The 16619-nt window shown below is 65.1% G+C and carries 15 protein-coding genes; 9 read left to right on the top strand and 6 right to left on the bottom strand.

Translation table 11 applies throughout. The annotated features are described in order from the left end of the window. Nucleotides 1-71: 71 nt before the first annotated feature. The 3 genes from GGR45_RS07725 to GGR45_RS07715 are packed head-to-tail and all read left to right on the top strand — an operon-like array spanning nt 72 to nt 4736. Nucleotides 72-1100, top strand: coding sequence for a quinone-dependent dihydroorotate dehydrogenase (locus GGR45_RS07725; protein WP_175311663.1), 1029 nt, complete (start codon nt 72-74; stop codon nt 1098-1100). A gap of 46 nt (nt 1101-1146) precedes the next feature. Beyond that, nucleotides 1147-2889, top strand: a complete 1743-nt coding sequence (gene ggt / locus GGR45_RS07720) for a gamma-glutamyltransferase (protein ID WP_175311664.1) — start codon at nt 1147-1149, stop codon at nt 2887-2889. Between the two features lie 59 nt (nt 2890-2948). Further along, the gene (locus GGR45_RS07715) at nt 2949-4736 is read left to right on the top strand and encodes an AMP-dependent synthetase/ligase (protein ID WP_175311665.1); all 1788 of its coding nucleotides are present in this window, start codon (nt 2949-2951) and stop codon (nt 4734-4736) included. 79 nt (nt 4737-4815) lie between these two features. Here the strand turns inward: GGR45_RS07715 and GGR45_RS07710 are convergent, their stop codons facing one another. After that, complete coding sequence (locus GGR45_RS07710) at nt 4816-6339, bottom strand: fumarate hydratase (protein WP_175311666.1); 1524 nt, start codon at nt 6337-6339, stop codon at nt 4816-4818. A 115-nt stretch (nt 6340-6454) separates the two neighbouring features. On the opposite strand from GGR45_RS07710, the gene GGR45_RS07705 reads away from it, so the two are divergent. From GGR45_RS07705 to GGR45_RS07690, 4 genes are all read left to right on the top strand, one after another. Beyond that, complete coding sequence (locus tag GGR45_RS07705) at nt 6455-9112, top strand: putative bifunctional diguanylate cyclase/phosphodiesterase (RefSeq protein ID WP_246358111.1); 2658 nt, start codon at nt 6455-6457, stop codon at nt 9110-9112. Nucleotides 9113-9191: 79 nt separating this feature from the next. Then, nucleotides 9192-9662 (top strand): DUF3429 domain-containing protein, encoded by a 471-nt coding sequence (locus tag GGR45_RS07700; RefSeq protein WP_175311667.1) that lies wholly within the window; start codon nt 9192-9194, stop codon nt 9660-9662. A gap of 414 nt (nt 9663-10076) precedes the next feature. After that, entirely contained in the window at nt 10077-11936 is a 1860-nt protein-coding gene (locus tag GGR45_RS07695) for a ribonucleoside-diphosphate reductase subunit alpha (RefSeq protein ID WP_415640720.1), read from the top strand. Between the two features lie 31 nt (nt 11937-11967). Continuing rightward, complete coding sequence (locus tag GGR45_RS07690) at nt 11968-12438, top strand: endonuclease domain-containing protein (RefSeq protein ID WP_175311669.1); 471 nt, start codon at nt 11968-11970, stop codon at nt 12436-12438. Nucleotides 12439-12515: 77 nt separating this feature from the next. Here the strand turns inward: GGR45_RS07690 and GGR45_RS07685 are convergent, their stop codons facing one another. Next, a complete protein-coding gene (locus GGR45_RS07685; protein ID WP_175311670.1) occupies nt 12516-12767 on the bottom strand; it encodes a DUF2171 domain-containing protein in 252 nt (83 codons plus the stop codon). Nucleotides 12768-12823: 56 nt separating this feature from the next. Here GGR45_RS07685 and GGR45_RS07680 point away from each other — a divergent pair, with 56 nt between their 5' ends. Then, nucleotides 12824-13021 (top strand): hypothetical protein, encoded by a 198-nt coding sequence (locus GGR45_RS07680; protein WP_175311671.1) that lies wholly within the window; start codon nt 12824-12826, stop codon nt 13019-13021. Between the two features lie 51 nt (nt 13022-13072). Further along, a complete protein-coding gene (locus GGR45_RS07675; protein ID WP_175311672.1) occupies nt 13073-14128 on the top strand; it encodes a ribonucleotide-diphosphate reductase subunit beta in 1056 nt (351 codons plus the stop codon). A gap of 466 nt (nt 14129-14594) precedes the next feature. Here the strand turns inward: GGR45_RS07675 and GGR45_RS07670 are convergent, their stop codons facing one another. From GGR45_RS07670 to GGR45_RS07655, 4 genes are all read right to left on the bottom strand, one after another. Beyond that, complete coding sequence (locus GGR45_RS07670) at nt 14595-14927, bottom strand: HNH endonuclease (protein ID WP_246358124.1); 333 nt, start codon at nt 14925-14927, stop codon at nt 14595-14597. A 94-nt stretch (nt 14928-15021) separates the two neighbouring features. Next, nucleotides 15022-15663, bottom strand: coding sequence for an outer membrane protein (locus tag GGR45_RS07665; RefSeq protein WP_175311673.1), 642 nt, complete (start codon nt 15661-15663; stop codon nt 15022-15024). A 232-nt stretch (nt 15664-15895) separates the two neighbouring features. After that, the gene (locus tag GGR45_RS07660) at nt 15896-16222 is read right to left on the bottom strand and encodes an MliC family protein (RefSeq protein ID WP_175311674.1); all 327 of its coding nucleotides are present in this window, start codon (nt 16220-16222) and stop codon (nt 15896-15898) included. Continuing rightward, nucleotides 16219-16560, bottom strand: coding sequence for a DNA primase (locus tag GGR45_RS07655; RefSeq protein WP_175311675.1), 342 nt, complete (start codon nt 16558-16560; stop codon nt 16219-16221). Before GGR45_RS07655 ends, GGR45_RS07660 begins: the two co-directional genes overlap by 4 nt. Nucleotides 16561-16619 lie beyond the last annotated feature (59 nt).

Raw genomic sequence — 16619 nt, 5'->3', positions numbered from 1 at the left:
AGAAAAGCGGAAGAAAGCAGCGACAGCCACCCACCTTCCCCCTCTCCCGGCAATCCGCTAACCGGTCCGACATGGCCTTTTATCACCCGCTCCTCTTCGCGCTCGATGCCGAGCGCGCCCATGGTCTCACGGTGGCGATGCTGTCGCGCTGGGGTTCGCTGGGCGCGCCGCTGGGGGCCGATCCGGCGCGCTATCCGCGTCTGGCGACCAAGATGGCGGGGATCGACTTCGCCAACCCGCTGGGGCTGGCGGCAGGCGTCGACAAGAATGGCGAGGCGATCGACGGCTTTTTCGGCCTGGGCTTCGGCATGGTCGAGATCGGCACGCTGACGCCCAAGCCCCAGCCCGGCAACCCCAAACCCCGGCTGTTCCGGCTGGTCGAGGACAGGGCCGTGGTCAACCGCTATGGCTTCAACAATGCCGGGCTGGACGCCGGGCTGGCGCGAGCGAAGGCCGCCCGGCGCAAGGGCGTGCTGGGCATCAATGTCGGCGCGAACAAGGACGCCGTCGACCGGATCGCCGATTATCGCCACGGCGTAGCCCATGCCGCGCCGATCGCCGATTACGTCACGATCAACATCTCCAGTCCCAACACGCCGGGACTGCGCGATTTGCAGCATGGCGCGGCGCTGGCGGAGTTGCTGGCCGCCGCACGCGAGGCCGCGGGCACGGTGCCGCTGTTCCTGAAGGTCGCCCCCGACCTCGAACCCGCGCAGATCGACGAGATCGCGCGCGCCGCGATCGACAACCGGCTGGACGCGATCATCATCGGCAACACCACCATCACCCGCCCCGATGTGCGAAGCGACAACGCCCAGGAAACCGGCGGCCTGTCGGGTCGCCCCCTGGCCCCCCTCGCCCGGGCGCGACTGGCCGATTTCCGCAAGGCGACCGGCGCGGCGCTTCCCCTGATCGCAGCGGGCGGCGTGGATTCCGGCGCGGAGGCCTATGCCCGCATCCGCAGCGGGGCGAGCCTGGTCCAGCTCTATTCGGCGCTCGTCTATCAAGGCCCCGGCCTGGCCGCGCGCATCCTGACCGATCTCGACGCGCTGCTCGCTCGCGACGGTTTCACCAGCGTATCAGACGCCATCGGCGCCTGACGTTACGGCTTGGCGCGGGGCGAGCCTTGTCGCTAGGGTAACCTATATGAAACAATGGCTCCTCTCCGTGGCGGCGCTCGCGCTCGCTCCATCCCTGCCCGCCGAGGCGCGCCAGTCCCCTAAGGCCCCGACCGAGGGCATGGTCAGCGCCGCCGATCCCCGCGCGGCGGCCGCCGGGGTGGAGATCCTGCGTGCCGGGGGCAGCGCCACTGACGCCGCCATCGCGACCATGCTGGCGCTGAACGTCGTCGAGCCGCAAAGCTCCGGCATCGGCGGCGGCAGCTATTGGGTCCGTCATGGCACCAAGGGCACCGATACCATCGACGCGCGCGAGACCGCGCCGATGGCGGCCACCCCGAACTGGTTCTACGGCCCCGATGGTCGTCCGCTCAGCCATGCCGAAGCGGTGCCCGGCGGACGCAGCGTCGGCGTACCCGGCGCGCTGCGCGGGATGGCGCTGGCGCACGCCCAAGGGGGCAGACTGCCCTGGGCGCGGCTGTTCCAGCCCGCGATCCGGCTGGCGCGCGACGGGTTCAAGCTGACCCCGCGCCTCCAGACCGCGCTCACCCGCTATGGCGGGCATGTCGACGCCGCCACCCGCGCGCGGCTGACCGGCCCCGACGGACAGGTGCTCCCGCTCGGCAGCATCATCCGCAATCCCGAACAGGCCGCTCTGCTGGAGCGGATCGCCAAGCTCGGACCCGACAGCTTCTATGTCGGCCCGCAGGCGCAGAAGCTGGTCACGACCGTAAACACCGCCACGCGCAATCCGTCGAAGATGACGGCCGGCGACCTGGCTTCCTATTCCGCCAAGCCGCGTCCGCCACTCTGCGCGACCTATCGCGCCTATCGGATTTGCAGCATGGGGCCGTCTTCGGGCGGCGGATCGACGATGCTGTCGATCCTGAAACTGCTCGAACGCTTCGACATGGGGCGACTGGGCAAGGATTCGCCCCAGGCCTGGCATCTGTTCGCGGAGGCCTCACGCCTCGCCTATGCCGATCGCGACATGTATCTGGGCGATCCCGATTATGTCCGGGTGCCACTGAAGGGTCTGTTCGACCCTGCCTATATCGCCAGCCGTTCGGCGCTGATCGCCCCCGACCGGACGATGGCGTCGGTCTCGCCGGGCACGCCCCCCGGTGCGCCGCCGCGCGTGCGTGCTCCGGTCAGTGAGGTGCCCGGCACCACCGACCTCGTCACGGTCGACAGCGCGGGCAACGTCGCCGAGGTGACGACGACGGTCGAGGGATCGTTCGGCTCCGGCCTGTCGGTCGACGGGACGATGCTCAATAACGAGCTGACCGATTTCGACATCGTGCCCGCCAAGAATGGCGATCTGGTCGCCAACCGGGTCGAAGGCGGCAAGCGGCCGCGCAGTTCGATGGCGCCGACCATCGTCTATGGCCCCGACGGCAAGGTTCGGTTGGCGATCGGCGCGGCGGGCGGATCGACCATCATCGCGCAGGTCGCCAAGGCGATCATCGGCGTCATCGACTGGAAGCTGAGCGCGCAGGACGCGATCGCGCAAGGCCTGCTTTTCGCGCCATACAAGGTCGCGACGGTCGAACAGGGCACTACGCTTGAGGCACTCGTTCCCGGTCTGCAAGCGCTGGGCGAGACGGTGGTGGTCGCGCCGATGGGGTTGAAGGCCAATGCCATCGAACGCGTCGGCGGTCGCTGGGTCGGCGCCGCCGATCCGCGCAGCGAGGGCGCGGCGATCGACGTGACGGGTCGGACGACCGTCATTCAAAGGGTGGGCGACAAACCGAACCGTCCGGCGGAATAAGAAAACAAAGAGCCCGATCGCGCGTTACGCTCGCGACACGGGCCGGTGGGAGAGGCACCATGCGTACGCTCGAATATTTCCCCAATCTCGTGACCATGTTCTTTACGCGCGCCGCCGAAAAGGGCGACGCGCCCTTTCTCTGGCGCAAGGAAGGCGAGGCCTGGCGCTCCATCAGCTGGGCTGAGGCGGCGCATCGGGTCGCCAGCCTGTCGGCAGGCCTGAAGGCGACCGGCCTACAACGCGGCGACCGGGTGATGCTGGTGTCGGAGAACCGGCCCGAATGGTGCATCGCCGACCTCGCCATCATGGCGGCGGGCGGCGTCACCGTGCCGACCTACACGACCAATACCGAACGCGATCACGCGCACATCATCGAGAATTCGGGCGCGCGCGCGATCATCGTCTCGACGCAAAAGCTGGCGACGACGCTGATGCCCGCAGCACTCCGCTCCAACCATGTCCAGACGGTCATCGGGATCGAGCCGCTGAAACTGGGGCCGAGCCAGATCGAATGCCACCAATATGACGCGATGATCGCCGAGCATCCGGCCGACCCCGTCGTGGTCGCGGCGCAGGCCGATTTCACCCGCGAGGACCTCGCCTGCATTATCTACACCTCGGGCACCGGCGGCGCACCGCGCGGCGTGATGCAGCATCACGGCGCGATCCTGCACAATTGCGCCGGATGTAGCGCGGTGATCGCCGAGGATTTCGGCTGGGGGGACGAGGTGTTCCTGTCCTTCCTCCCCCTCTCCCACGCCTATGAGCATACCGGGGGCCAGCATTTCCCGATCTCGCTTGGCGGGCAGATCTATTATTCCGAAGGGCTCGACAAGCTGGCCGCCAATATTGAGGAGGTACGCCCGACGATCATGTTCGTCGTGCCCCGCCTGTTCGAGGTGCTGCACACGCGCATCACCAAGGCGATCGAGAAAAAGGGCGGGCTGAGCGCGCGGCTGCTCGACCAGGCACTGGCGCTGGGCGCGAGGAGTTACGACGGCAAGCTGCGGCTGATCGATCGTCCCGCGCAGCTGGCCGTCAACACGCTGTTCAAGCCCAAGATCGCAAAAAGGTTCGGCGGCCGGCTGAAGGCGATGGTGTCGGGCGGCGCGCCGCTCAATCCCGAGATCGGGCTGTTCTTCCACGCGATCGGCCTCACCCTGCTGCAGGGCTATGGCCAGACCGAGGCCGCGCCGGTCATCGCCTGCAACCGTCCACGCGCGGGCGTGCGGATGGACACGGTCGGCCCTCCGCTCGACAATACCGAGGTGCGGATCGCCGAGGACGGCGAGATCCTGGTGCGCGGCGAGCTGGTCATGCACGGTTATTGGCGCAACCCGACCGAGACCGAGCGGGTGCTGAAGGACGGCTGGCTCCACACCGGCGACATCGGCGAGATCGATGCGGCGGGCCGTCTGCGCATCACCGACCGCAAGAAGGATCTGATCATCAACGACAAGGGCGAGAATGTCGCCCCCCAGAAGGTCGAGGGGATGCTGACCCTGCAGCCCGAGATCGGTCAGGCGATGATCGCGGGCGACCGGCGGCCCCATATGGTTGCGCTGATCGTGCCCGATGCGGAATGGACGGCCGAATGGTGCGCGAAGTCGGGGACGGGGTGCAACCGCGCCGCGCTGGACGACGATCTCGATTTCCGCGCGGCGATCTCGGCGGCGATCGACCGGGTCAACAGAGACCTGTCGGTGACCGAACGCATCCGCCGCTTCATCATCGCCGACGAACCCTTTTCGATCGAGAACCAGCAACTGACGCCGTCGCTGAAGATCCGCCGCCACGTCCTGCGCGAGGTTTACGGCGAACGCCTGGACGCTCTCTACAGAAATTGAGGCTTATCGCTTCTGCGGCTAGGCACGCCCCTCCCGTTTACGGGAGGGGCAAAAAAAGGAGAAGGTGGCGGTCCCAGCCTTACGCCGGGGTCAGCAGACCTTCCTTGGCGATCTTCTCGCGCCACACCAGCGGCGCCAGCGTGTGGACATTCTGGCCTTCGGAATCGACCGCGACGGTGACGGGGAAATTCTCCACGTCGAATTCGTAGATCGCTTCCATGCCCAGGTCCTCGAAGCCGACGACCTTCGATCCCTTGATCGCGCGCGCCACCAGATAGGCCGCGCCGCCCACCGCCATCAGATAGGCGGACTGGTGGTCGCGGATCGCCTCGGTCGCGGCGGGGCCGCGTTCGGCCTTGCCGACCATCGCCAGCAGGCCCTGGTCCAGCATCATGCGGGTGAACTTGTCCATGCGGGTCGCGGTGGTGGGACCGGCGGGGCCGACCACTTCCTCGCCGACCGGATCGACGGGGCCGACATAATATATGACGCGGCCCTTGAACTCGACCGGCAGTTCCTCGCCGCGGTCGAGCATGTCCTTGATCCGCTTGTGCGCGGCATCACGGCCGGTCAGCATCTTGCCGTTCAGGAGCAGGCGGTCGCCATGCTTCCAGCTCTTCACTTCTTCCGCCGTCAGCGTGTTCAGATCCACCCGCTTGGCGGCCTGGAGGTCGGGCTTCCAGTCGACCTTGGGCCATTCGTCGAGCTTAGGCGCCTCCAGATAGACGGGACCCGAGCCGTCCAACGTGAAATGCGCGTGACGGGTCGCGGCGCAGTTGGGGATCATCGCCACCGGCTTGGACGCGGCGTGGGTCGGCCAGTCGAGGATCTTGACGTCGAGGATGGTCGACAGACCGCCCAGCCCCTGCGCGCCGATGCCCAGTGCATTGACCTTGTCGAACAGCTCGATGCGCAGCGCCTCGATATCGTTCCTGGGGCCGCGCGCCTTGAGCTGCCCCATGTCGATCGCGCCCATCAGCGATTCCTTGGCGAGCAGCACCGCCTTTTCGGCCGTGCCGCCGATGCCGATGCCCAGCATCCCCGGGGGGCACCAGCCCGCGCCCATCTGCGGCACCATTTCCAGCACCCAATCGACGATCGAGTCGGACGGGTTCATCATCTTGAACTTGGACTTGTTCTCGGACCCGCCGCCCTTGGCCGCGACGTCGACGGTGACCTTGTTGCCCGGCACCATCTCGACATGCAGCACGCTGGGCGTGTTGTCGCGGGTGTTGCGGCGGGTAAAGGCGGGGTCGGCGAGGATCGAGGCGCGCAGCTTGTTCTCGGGGTGGAGATAGGCACGGCGCACGCCCTCATCGATAACGTCTTGCAGCGAGCGATCGCCCGACAGGCGGCAGTCCTGGCCCCATTTCACGAAAACCGTGACGATGCCGGTATCCTGGCAGATCGGGCGGTGCCCCTCTGCGCACATCCGGCTGTTGGTCAGGATCTGAGCGATGGCGTCCTTGGCCGCCGGGCTTTTTTCGGCCTCATAGGCCTCACCCAACGCGCGGATATAATCCATGGGGTGATAATAGCTGATGAACTGGAGCGCGTCGGCCACGCTCTCGATCAGGTCGGTGTCGCGGATGAGGGTCGTCATGCGCCGTCCTTAGCGAAAGCGGCGCTGCCCGCGCAATGCGCAGCGCCGACTTCAAGCAATCTTAACCGCAGTTTCGCTAGAAAGAATCCAGTCAACTGGAAACCCGCCCGCCTGCATGTCGCCCGCTCCCTCCAAAGATCTGTCCTTCCTCGCCGTGATGGGTCTGGTCGAGGATAATGACGAGCTGCTGGTGTCGCTGCATCTGGCGCGATTGACGACCTTGTGTCGCACATGGCCGCTGGCGATCCTGCAGAATCTGGTCGCCGTGGCGACCATCCTGGGGATCGGGGCTTTTGCCGAGCCCCCGTCCCAACTGGCTGAAAAGGCAGTGGCCGGCGGCCTGATGGTGGCCGCCGCCCTCACGTTCGGCGTCGTATTGTGGCGCGGCGTGGCCCGCCAATGGCCCTTCTACCGACTGAAACAATGGCTGAGCATCATGGGCCTGCTGGTCGCGCTCGCCACCGGGCCGATGCTGCTGATCGTGGCGAACACGCATCATGGCACCACCGGATGGGTATCGGCGCTGACGCTGGCCTGTACGATGTGGGCGACGGCTTCGATGCTGAACGCGGTACGGGGCGCGTTGCTGGGCTATTCCTTCGGCTTCGCGTTTCTCGCGCCCGTCACGGCGCTGGCCTGGGGCGTGTCGATCATGCCCGTCCTGGCGGCGGTCGCCCCGCCGATGTTGTTCCTGGTGCTCAAGGCCCGGCGCGTCGGTCGGATCGATTATGACGGCGCCCGCGCGCGCGCCCATGCCTTTGGCCAGGGGCAGCAGGCCGTGAAGATGATTGCCGAGTTCGAGGAACACGGCACTGGCTGGTTTTGGGAAACCGACCGGCATGGGCGGCTGACCTATCTGTCGGATAAGGTCACGCGCGATCTGGCGGCCTCTGGAATCGACAGTCATGGCCGGTTGCTGACCGAACTGTTTCAGATGGATCCCTCCGCGCCGGGCACCGAGCGCACGCTGCCCTTCCACATGGCGTCACGCACCAGCTTTTCCGACTATACGGTCTGCGCGGTGGTGAAGAACGATGCGGTGCCCGAACGCTGGTGGTCGATCTCGGGCCGTCCGATCCTGGACAGTATCGGACGGTTTCGCGGCTTTATCGGCTCGGGCTCGGACCTGACCGAAAAGCGCCGGTCGGAGGCGGAGATCACACGTCTGGCGCTGTTCGACAGCCTGACCGGGCTGGCCAACCGTCAGCGGATGACGCTGTCGCTCGACAAGACGTTGAAGCAATCGGTCCATCCCTGGCGGCCCAACGCGCTGTTCCTGATGGACCTCGACCGGTTCAAGGCGGTCAACGACACGCTGGGCCATCAAGCGGGCGATCTGTTGCTGCAACAGGTCGCGCGGCGGCTGGAGAGAGTGGTCGGCGATGTCGGGCTGGTCGGACGGCTGGGCGGTGACGAGTTCCAGATCCTGCTGCCTGGAATCGACGCGCGCGACCGACTGGCGCTGTTGGCGGAGGGGATCATCGCGGCCTTGTCGCGTCCTTACGACATTCAGGGCAACGAGGTGACGATCGGTTGTTCGATCGGCATCGCCATCGCACCGCATGACGGCGAGGATTCGCATACGCTGATCCGCAATGCCGATCTGGGGCTTTATGCCGCGAAGGGCGACGGGCGCGGCGTCCACCGCTTCTATGCCGAGGCGATGCTCGAGGGTGCGCGCAGCCGCAAGCGGATGGAAGAGGATTTGCGCGTCGCCGTCGCGCAGGGCCAGTTGCGCCTCGTCTACCAACCGATCGTGTCGACTCGCGATGCGATGGTCGTCGGCTATGAGGCGCTGCTGCGCTGGGATCACCCGGTACAGGGCAATATGCCGCCTTCGCAGTTTATCCCCATCGCCGAGGATTGCGGTCTGATCGAGCAGATCGGCGAATGGGTGATGCGCACCGCCTGCACCGAGGCGGCAGGCTGGCCGCAGGCCGCCCGCGTCGCGGTCAACGTCTCCTCGATCCAGTTCGCCAAGCCGCATCTGCCCGCGCTCGTCGCGCAGGCGCTGGCACAGTCGGGACTCGCCCCATCGCGACTGGAGCTGGAGATCACCGAGAGCGTCTTCCTGAACCAAGACCAGGAATCGCACCGCCAGTTCGCCGCGTTGAAGTCGCTGGGCATCCGATTGGCGCTCGACGATTTCGGCACCGGCTATTCGTCGCTCGGCTATCTGCGCCATGCGCCGTTCGACAAGATCAAGATCGACCAGTCCTTCGTGCGCGGCGCGATCGGCACGGATAGCCGCAATGCGGCGATCATTCGCGCGATCGTGACGATGGCGGACACGCTGGGCATGGAGACGACCGCCGAGGGGGTCGAGATTCAGGACGAGATCGAACTGATCCGCAATCTGGGGTGCAGCCATATCCAGGGCTTTGTCTATGGCAAGCCGATGGAGGCGGCTGACGTCGCCCAATCGATGAGCGAACATGGTGGTCGTGCCGAGCCGGTCGGTCTGAAATCCCATCGTCGTCCGCGCCTGAAGATCCTGCGCGCCGCCCAGATTCTTTCCGACGACGCAACGATCGACGTGCGCATCCGCGACCTGTCGGCCACCGGGACCATGATCGAGGGTCTGCCCCCCGCCTATATCGTGGGTGGGGCGGCGGTGGGCATCCGGATCGGCGCGTCGTCGCCGATCCGCGGCTATATCCGCTGGGAACGCGAAGGGCGGGTCGGCATCTCGTTCGCCACGCCGCTGCCCGAGGATCATCCCTTGCTGGACAATGCCCAGGACGCGGGGGACTCGCCGCGCCAATCGGCGTGACGGGCTCCGGTCGCGCCATGAGGGGATCGGGACGAAATAGCGCGGGGATAGGAACGCCGCGCCGCACGTTCGCGCCGTCATGACCACCCTTTCTCCCACTCCGGCCCCCACACCGGAGGGCGCATCGCCCCGCGTTCCCGTGCTCAGCCTCGTCTTCGGCTACGGCCCGGCGCTGGTCCTGCCGCTGGCCGCTCTGGCCGTCTGGGCGGGCATACCGGCGGCGCTGCTGGTCGGACAGATATGGGGCGCGGCCATCCTGATCTTTCTGGCGGGGGTCGCACGGGGCCTGAGCTTCTTCACGCCGGGCGGCACCCATGTGTCGCAGATGGCGATCATGATCCTACGCTTCTCGCTGGGGTTGCTGGCGTTGATCGCGGGGCCGTCGACCGGCTTCGCGCTGCTGATCCTGGGCTATGCCTCGATCGCGCTGACCGATCCCTGGCTGGCGAGTTGGGGCGGCGCGCCGGGCCATTTCGCGCGGCTGCGTCCGCCCCAGATGGCGGTCGCGATTGTCGGGCTCGTCGGGCTGTTCCTGCTCGCCCTGCGCTGACCCGCCGAACCGAAAAAAATTTTTAGGGGCTTGCGCTTCCAGAACCCCGCGGACATCCATGCGTCGCGGCTTTTGGGCGGCCCAAACGCGCTCGCCATTCGTCGCAACCAACCCCCTCTCCACGCTTTACCCTCTTGCGGTGCCGCCCGGGATTTTCCACTATGGATAGTGGAAGAGGTCGGGGGCGGCCCCAAGTACTGGTAGGATGGGGTCATGTCGAAATGCATGATCGGATGCGCAGAAAGACCCGAAATCGGGGATTTCGGCCTCCCCCTCGTTCCAATCGCGACGCGCATGGCGCGCGGTGCTAGGGGTTGGACACCGACTCGAACGTAACAAGAACAAGGAGCGGCGTCAGTGATGGATTTCAGGGATAGCCGGGATAGCGACATGACGACTGATATGCTCGAAAAGATGGCCGCGGACACGGCTGCTCCAGTGCCGACCCCGGCGGATACCAAGTCGGTGCGCCCGCAACCTTATCCGGTCGAGGTTGACCATGCCCGCGACGCGCGGCTGACCGACTTCGGCAAGGAAACGCTGAACGACCGCTACCTCCTGCCCGGTGAAAGCTATCAGGACCTGTTCGTACGCGTGGCCTCGGCCTATGCCGACAATGCCGAACATGCGCAGCGGCTGTACGACTATATCTCGAAGCTGTGGTTCATGCCCGCCACGCCCGTCCTGTCGAACGGCGGCACGGGTCGCGGCCTGCCGATCAGCTGCTATCTCAACTCGGTGCCCGACAGCCTGGACGGCATCGTCACCACCTGGAACGAGAATGTCTGGCTGGCGTCGCGCGGCGGCGGCATCGGCACCTATTGGGGCCAGGTGCGCGGCATCGGCGAGCCGGTGGGCCTGAACGGCAAGACCAGCGGCATCATCCCCTTCGTCCGGGTGATGGATTCGCTGACGCTGGCGATCAGCCAGGGTTCGCTGCGGCGCGGCTCGGCCGCCTGCTATCTCGACATCTCGCACCCCGAGATCGAGGAGTTCCTGGAAATCCGCAAGCCCAGCGGCGACTTCAATCGCAAGGCGCTGAACCTCCATCACGGCGTCCTGATCCCCGACGCCTTCATGGAAGCGGTACGCGACGGTGCCGAATGGCATCTCAAGAGCCCGAAGACCGGCGAGGTCCGCGCCACGGTCGACGCACGCGCGCTGTTCCAGAAGCTGGTCGAGACCCGTCTGGCGACCGGCGAGCCGTACATCGTCTTCGCCGACCATGTGAACAAGAACATGCCCAAGCACCACCGCGAGCTGGGGCTGAAGGTGTCGACCTCGAACCTGTGTTCGGAAATCACCCTGCCGACCGGCATGGACCATAAGGGCAAGGACCGCACCGCCGTCTGCTGCCTGTCCTCGCTCAACCTGGAAACCTGGGACGAGTGGAAGGACGACAAGGGCTTTATCGAGGACGTGATGCGCTTCCTCGACAATGTCCTTCAGGACTATATCGACCGTCACGAGCCGGGCATGGAGCGTGCCGCCTATTCCGCCGCGCGCGAGCGTTCGGTGGGCCTGGGCGTGATGGGCTTCCACAGCTTCCTCCAGGCACGCGGCATCCCCTTCGAGGGTGCGATGGCCAAGTCGTGGAACCTGCGGATGTTCAAGCACATCAACGCGCAGGTGAACCAGGCTTCGATGACCCTGGCGGTCGAGCGCGGGCCGTGCCCCGACGCGGCCGATGTCGGCGTGATGGAGCGGTTCAGCTGCAAGATGGCGATCGCGCCGACCGCGTCGATCAGCATCATCTGCGGCGGCACCAGCGCCTGCATCGAGCCGATCCCGGCGAACATCTATACCCACAAGACGCTGTCGGGCTCGTTCGTCGTCAAGAACCCGTATCTGGAAAAGCTGCTGATCGAAAAGGCGAAGAACGCCGAATCGGTCTGGAATTCGATCCTGGAGCATGGCGGTTCGGTCCAGCATCTCGACTTCCTGAGCCAGGAAGAAAAGGACACCTTCAAGACCTCGTTCGAGATCGACCAGCGCTGGCTGCTCGAACTGGCGGGTGATCGCACGCCCTATATCGACCAGGCCCAGTCGCTGAACCTGTTCATTCCGGCGGACGTGGAAAAGTGGGACCTGCTGATGCTCCACTTCCGCGCCTGGGAGCTTGGCATCAAGTCGCTCTACTATCTGCGCTCCAAGTCCGTGCAGCGCGCCGGGTTCGCGGGCTCAGGCGGCGTCGAAGCCGACAACACGATCAGCGCACCGAAGTTCGAGATCGGCGAGACGACCGATTATGACGAGTGCCTGGCGTGTCAGTGAGGTGATAACTGCCTGACGGGACGGCCAAACCATGGACCCTCACGCCCCCAAACCTCCCTCTCCCCTTGTGGGAGAGGGAAGGGGCCTGCGGCCGGAGGCCGTGGGAAGGGTGAGGGGAAACGCCCAAGGCCTGACCAAAAGGCAATTATTGCCCGCGACCACGGTCGGCCGATCGCGTGAGCTGCGCAAAAATGCTGGCGAACCCGAACGCCGACTGTGGCGCGCCCTACGTGAGACGTTGCCGGGTATGAAGTTTCGCCGGCAAGTCCCGATGGGTCCGTACCACGCCGATTTCTGCTCGCATTCGGCACGGCTGGTCATCGAGATCGACGGCGACGACCATATGTCGAAACAGGAAAGCGATGCCGCGCGCACCGGCTTTCTCGAACACGAAGGTTATGACGTGATCCGCTTCACCAATACCGATGTGATGACCAATCTCGACGGTGTCTTGGATAGAATCGGCGCGCGGATCGCGCATGAGCAAAAGGGCCGTCCATGATGGACGACCCCCTTACCCTCCCACGGCCTGCGGCCGCGGGTCCCTCCCTCTCCCACAAGGGGAGAGGGGGTAAAGAATCACTCCGCCTCTTCGAACTGGTCGACGGCGTTCTGCGCGGTGGCCGACAGGCGGACCTTGTCGCCCTCGACCTCGGCGACCAGGCCGATCGGCAGATAATGATGCTTGGCGCCCTGCCCGTCCTGGGTCTGGGGACTGTCGTTCTTGGTCAGCTTGATGCGGTCGCCATCGACATGGTCGACGGTGCCGACATGGACGCCGTCCGCACCGATGACTTCCGCATGTTCCTTGATCTGGCTGACATCGACCATTTTGAGTCTCCTGTGTTGGGTTCGGTTTCGGAACGCGCAACGCCGGAAATGGTCGCATGACGGGTGCTGCGATCATGTACGCCGTTGCGGCGATCTTAACCGGCATCGGCGCAACGCTGCTGCTGCAACTCCGCTCGCCCCGGTCGGATCAGGGCCGCTACGCCCGGCTGATCGCGGGCACCATGTTCGCCATGGGCGGGATCATTCTCGCCGGTTTCGCCACCGCTTTGCGCTCCTGGGCGAGCAGCGGCTGAACCGGCCTTCACCCTCTTCACCTCATTTGATTTGTATCCGGAGTAACCCCGATGCCTCTCCTCCAAGCCTCCAAGCAGTATAAGCCCTTCGAATACCCCTGGGCGTTCGAGTTCTGGAAGCGCCAGCAACAACTTCACTGGCTGCCCGAAGAAGTGCCGCTGGGCGAGGATTGCCGTGACTGGGCGCAGAAGCTGACCGATCATGAGCGCAATCTGTTGACCCAGATCTTCCGCTTCTTCACCCAGGCGGATGTCGAGGTGCAGGACTGCTATCACGAAAAATACGGCCGGGTGTTCAAGCCGACCGAGATCAAGATGATGCTGACCGCCTTCTCCAACATGGAGACGGTGCACATCGCCGCATACAGCCATCTGCTCGACACGATCGGTATGCCCGAGAGCGAATATGGCGCCTTCCTCGAATATGCCGAGATGAAGGACAAGCACGACTATCTGCAGAAGTTCGGCGTCGACAATGACGAGGATATCGCACGCACGCTCGCCATGTTCGGCGGGTTCACCGAGGGCGTGCAGTTGTTCGCATCCTTCGCGATGCTCATGAACTTCCCGCGCTTCAACAAGATGAAGGGCATGGGCCAGATCGTCACCTGGTCGGTGCGCGACGAGTCGCTGCACTGCGAGGGCATCATCCAGTTGTTCCACGCCTTCACCAAGGAGCGCCAGTGCCTGACCAAGACGGTCAAGGATGACATCGCCGACCAGTGCCAGACGACGGTGCGGCTGGAGGACAATTTCATCGATCTGGCGTTCGAAATGGGTCCGGTCAGCGGCATGACGGCGAAGGATATCAAGAAATATATCCGCTACATCGCCGACTGGCGGTTGGGCCAGCTGGGTCTGAAGCCGATCTACATGATCGACGAGCATCCCCTGCCCTGGCTGACCCCGCTGCTCAACGGCGTGGAACATGCCAACTTCTTCGAAACCCGCGCGACCGAATATTCCAAGGCGGCGACGCGGGGCCAGTGGAACGACGTCTGGGACGCCTTCGACAAGCGCCAGAAGGCCAAGACGGGCAAGGCCGCCAACGAAGAGGCGAGCGAAACCGGCGACATGTTCTCGGCCGCCGGCGTCGCGGCGGAGTGAACCGAAAGGGCGGGCTTCGGTCCGCCCTTTTTTTATCGCGCGAAGCCGCGATGGCGCGAAGAAGGTTGGTTCGCGCGGAGGCGCGGAGGTTTTTGGTTCGCGCAGAGGCGCAGAGGTGCAGAGCCGCAGAGGGGAAGCGCGGCTGGCTTATTCCGGCCATCCCCCCTTCCGTTCAGCCTGAGCGTAGTCGAAGGCCAAGGGAATCCCTCCGCCCCACAAGGCAATTTCGGACCGAAGGCCCTACCTGCTTCCCTAAAAGCGTTTACCCAGGAGGCGGCTCGCGTGGCCAAGGCTATCCCGTGCCCTTCGGCTACGCTCAGGCGGAACGGAGCGGGGCACCTACCCTGCTATAATCTTCTTCTCTGCGCCCTCCGCGCCTCTGCGCGAACCCAAAAAATTCCGCGTCTCCGCGCCTCCGCGCGAACCAACCTTCTTCGCGTCATCGCGGCTTCGCGTGAGCCAAAAATCACCGAGCACCCCGCGTCGGCGCATGGAAATCCGCCGGTTTCCCCGCAATCCACCGCAGGAACCGTGCCATATCCGGGTGGGCGCGCAACAGCGCGAAATCGGAATAACCCCGCGCCAGTTCCGCATTGGACAACGTCGCATGGATGGTCCGGTGACAGATCGGGTGCACCGGCACCGTCTCGCGCCCGCCTTCGCTCTTGGGAACGGGGTGGTGCCATTCCACCTTCACCCCCAGCGGCCGGTCGCATAACGCACATGCGAACGGCGCATCCCGCTCGATCCGTTCGGCGGCCGCCACCAGCCCCGCCTTGCGCTTCACCCGTCCGACCATCGTCCCCGATATGGGGAGCCGGACACGCATAAAAAACGGGGTCCGGCATCACTGCCGAACCCCGTTCCTTTACGCCAACTGGATCCGATCAGGATCAGAAGTGTGCGACAACACCCGCCATCGGACGGAAGGAGTGCGCGTCATCGAAGGTCGAAACTTCCATACGCAGGCGCAGACCCGAGTTGCCGGTCAGGCCGCCCAGACCGATGTCCTTCGGGCCGACTTCGGCGCCGACGCCGTACACGGTCGCGTGATAGTCCTGCTTCAGGTCACCGACGACGCCCGGAGCGAAGTTGTGGAAGTTGTTCCAGCGATAGCCGACCTTGCCGTAGAACAGGCCGCTCTCACCGGCGCGGAAGCCCGCGCGGCCATAGGCGCCATACTGCCAGTCGATGTCACCCGACACGCCCTTGGCGACCGCGCCCTCGGCGCCGACGAACACCGGACCCAGCGGCACGTTGAAGCCGACGATACCTTCGACCAGCGCGCCGTCCAGATTGTAGCCCTTGGGCTGCGCGGGGATGCCGGCGACCGACTGGCGATCGAACTGCTCCCAACCACCCATGATCGCGACATAGGGCTCGATACCAAAGGCGCGGGTGCCGTCGGGAGCGGTCGCGGTGTCAGCGGCCGGGGCCGGAGCCGCCGCCGTATCGGTGGTGTTCATGTCCTGAGCCATGGCAGGCACGGCAACGAACGCAGCCGCCGCAGCGGCGACGAGGGAAAGCTTACGCATGTGAGATACCCTTCTCTTATTCTATGTGGGGCGGCGGATCGAACCGCTCAGCCCAGGCCCGCTTAACCGGCAACAAGGCCAGGGGTTGCACGGGATCTGAGATTTTTGGTCGCCTTGTCGGAACCTGTTGCACCATGGCCACAGTTCCTGTCACCAAGATGAACCAAATGGGGGCGGAATACGGCAATGGCGGATTTCCGCCACTTTTCGGCCGTGTTTCCACCCCCTCTCCTTACCGGGCAGCCGTGCAGCGCAGAGAATCACCCGTGGGGCGTGTCAAAACAACCTCACCCCCTTTACCGCGAAGATCGTGACCAAAGCCTGCATAATGGATGCCGGAGGCGACGGGCTGTCCCTTCAGCCGCATCTCCAGATCATCGTCGAAACGCACGAGCGCGCTGTCGTCGCGATTGTCGAAGCGCACCCAGAAGCGGCTGCCATTCTCACATTGAAAAGTCGTGGAGACCATTGGCGGCAGTGCGGCCCGCGGATCAGGCATGGCCGAACAACCGACCAGCACGATCCCGCCCGCCGCCAAGGCAACAGGAAGCCGGTTCATGGCCGCAAGGCGGTATCGTCGGCCTCGTCGATGTCGCCGTCCGCGACCGTGTCGTCCTCGAAATCTTCCTGGAGATCGTCTTCGTCGATATCCTCGGCCTCCATGTCGACCGAAGCATCGCTGGTCCCGACTTCCTCCGAGTCCATGTCGATCTCGTCGATCGGCTCGTCCTCGACGCTGTCATCGCCCAGATCGGGTTCGATATCGGTCAGCAGCACGCCATCGCTCGGGCCGTTGCGCGTCACCTCCAGAATTTCGGCGCGCTGGCTCTCGTCATAGCCTTCCTCGTCCCAGCCATCATCGCCGGGTCCTTGGCTCGGGACCTGATGTCCGCCCATCTCTGCCTCCTCTTGAACTGTGAAGGAGGAACACGGGGGCAGGCCGGGCGGTTCCCGCG

This window comes from Sphingomonas zeae, assembly GCF_014197135.1.
Taxonomy (GTDB): Bacteria; Pseudomonadota; Alphaproteobacteria; order Sphingomonadales; family Sphingomonadaceae; genus Sphingomonas; species Sphingomonas zeae.
This window is presented reverse-complemented; position numbering and strand designations above follow the sequence as displayed.

Bases quoted from the DNA above. Each gene is read 5' to 3' on its own strand.
- GGR45_RS07685 (WP_175311670.1), bottom strand. From the start codon at position 12,767: ATGGTCGATGTCAGCCAGATCAAGGAACATGCGGAAGTCATCGGTGCG.
- GGR45_RS07695 (WP_415640720.1), top strand. From the start codon at position 10,077: ATGGCCGCGGACACGGCTGCTCCAGTGCCGACCCCGGCGGATACCAAG.
- GGR45_RS07655 (WP_175311675.1), bottom strand. From the start codon at position 16,560: ATGGGCGGACATCAGGTCCCGAGCCAAGGACCCGGCGATGATGGCTGG.
- GGR45_RS07700 (WP_175311667.1), top strand. From the start codon at position 9,192: ATGACCACCCTTTCTCCCACTCCGGCCCCCACACCGGAGGGCGCATCG.
- GGR45_RS07725 (WP_175311663.1), top strand. From the start codon at position 72: ATGGCCTTTTATCACCCGCTCCTCTTCGCGCTCGATGCCGAGCGCGCC.
- GGR45_RS07665 (WP_175311673.1), bottom strand. From the start codon at position 15,663: ATGCGTAAGCTTTCCCTCGTCGCCGCTGCGGCGGCTGCGTTCGTTGCC.
- GGR45_RS07660 (WP_175311674.1), bottom strand. From the start codon at position 16,222: ATGAACCGGCTTCCTGTTGCCTTGGCGGCGGGCGGGATCGTGCTGGTC.
- GGR45_RS07705 (WP_246358111.1), top strand. From the start codon at position 6,455: ATGTCGCCCGCTCCCTCCAAAGATCTGTCCTTCCTCGCCGTGATGGGT.
- GGR45_RS07690 (WP_175311669.1), top strand. From the start codon at position 11,968: ATGGACCCTCACGCCCCCAAACCTCCCTCTCCCCTTGTGGGAGAGGGA.
- GGR45_RS07715 (WP_175311665.1), top strand. From the start codon at position 2,949: ATGCGTACGCTCGAATATTTCCCCAATCTCGTGACCATGTTCTTTACG.
- GGR45_RS07670 (WP_246358124.1), bottom strand. From the start codon at position 14,927: ATGGTCGGACGGGTGAAGCGCAAGGCGGGGCTGGTGGCGGCCGCCGAA.
- GGR45_RS07710 (WP_175311666.1), bottom strand. From the start codon at position 6,339: ATGACGACCCTCATCCGCGACACCGACCTGATCGAGAGCGTGGCCGAC.
- GGR45_RS07675 (WP_175311672.1), top strand. From the start codon at position 13,073: ATGCCTCTCCTCCAAGCCTCCAAGCAGTATAAGCCCTTCGAATACCCC.
- ggt (WP_175311664.1), top strand. From the start codon at position 1,147: ATGAAACAATGGCTCCTCTCCGTGGCGGCGCTCGCGCTCGCTCCATCC.
- GGR45_RS07680 (WP_175311671.1), top strand. From the start codon at position 12,824: ATGACGGGTGCTGCGATCATGTACGCCGTTGCGGCGATCTTAACCGGC.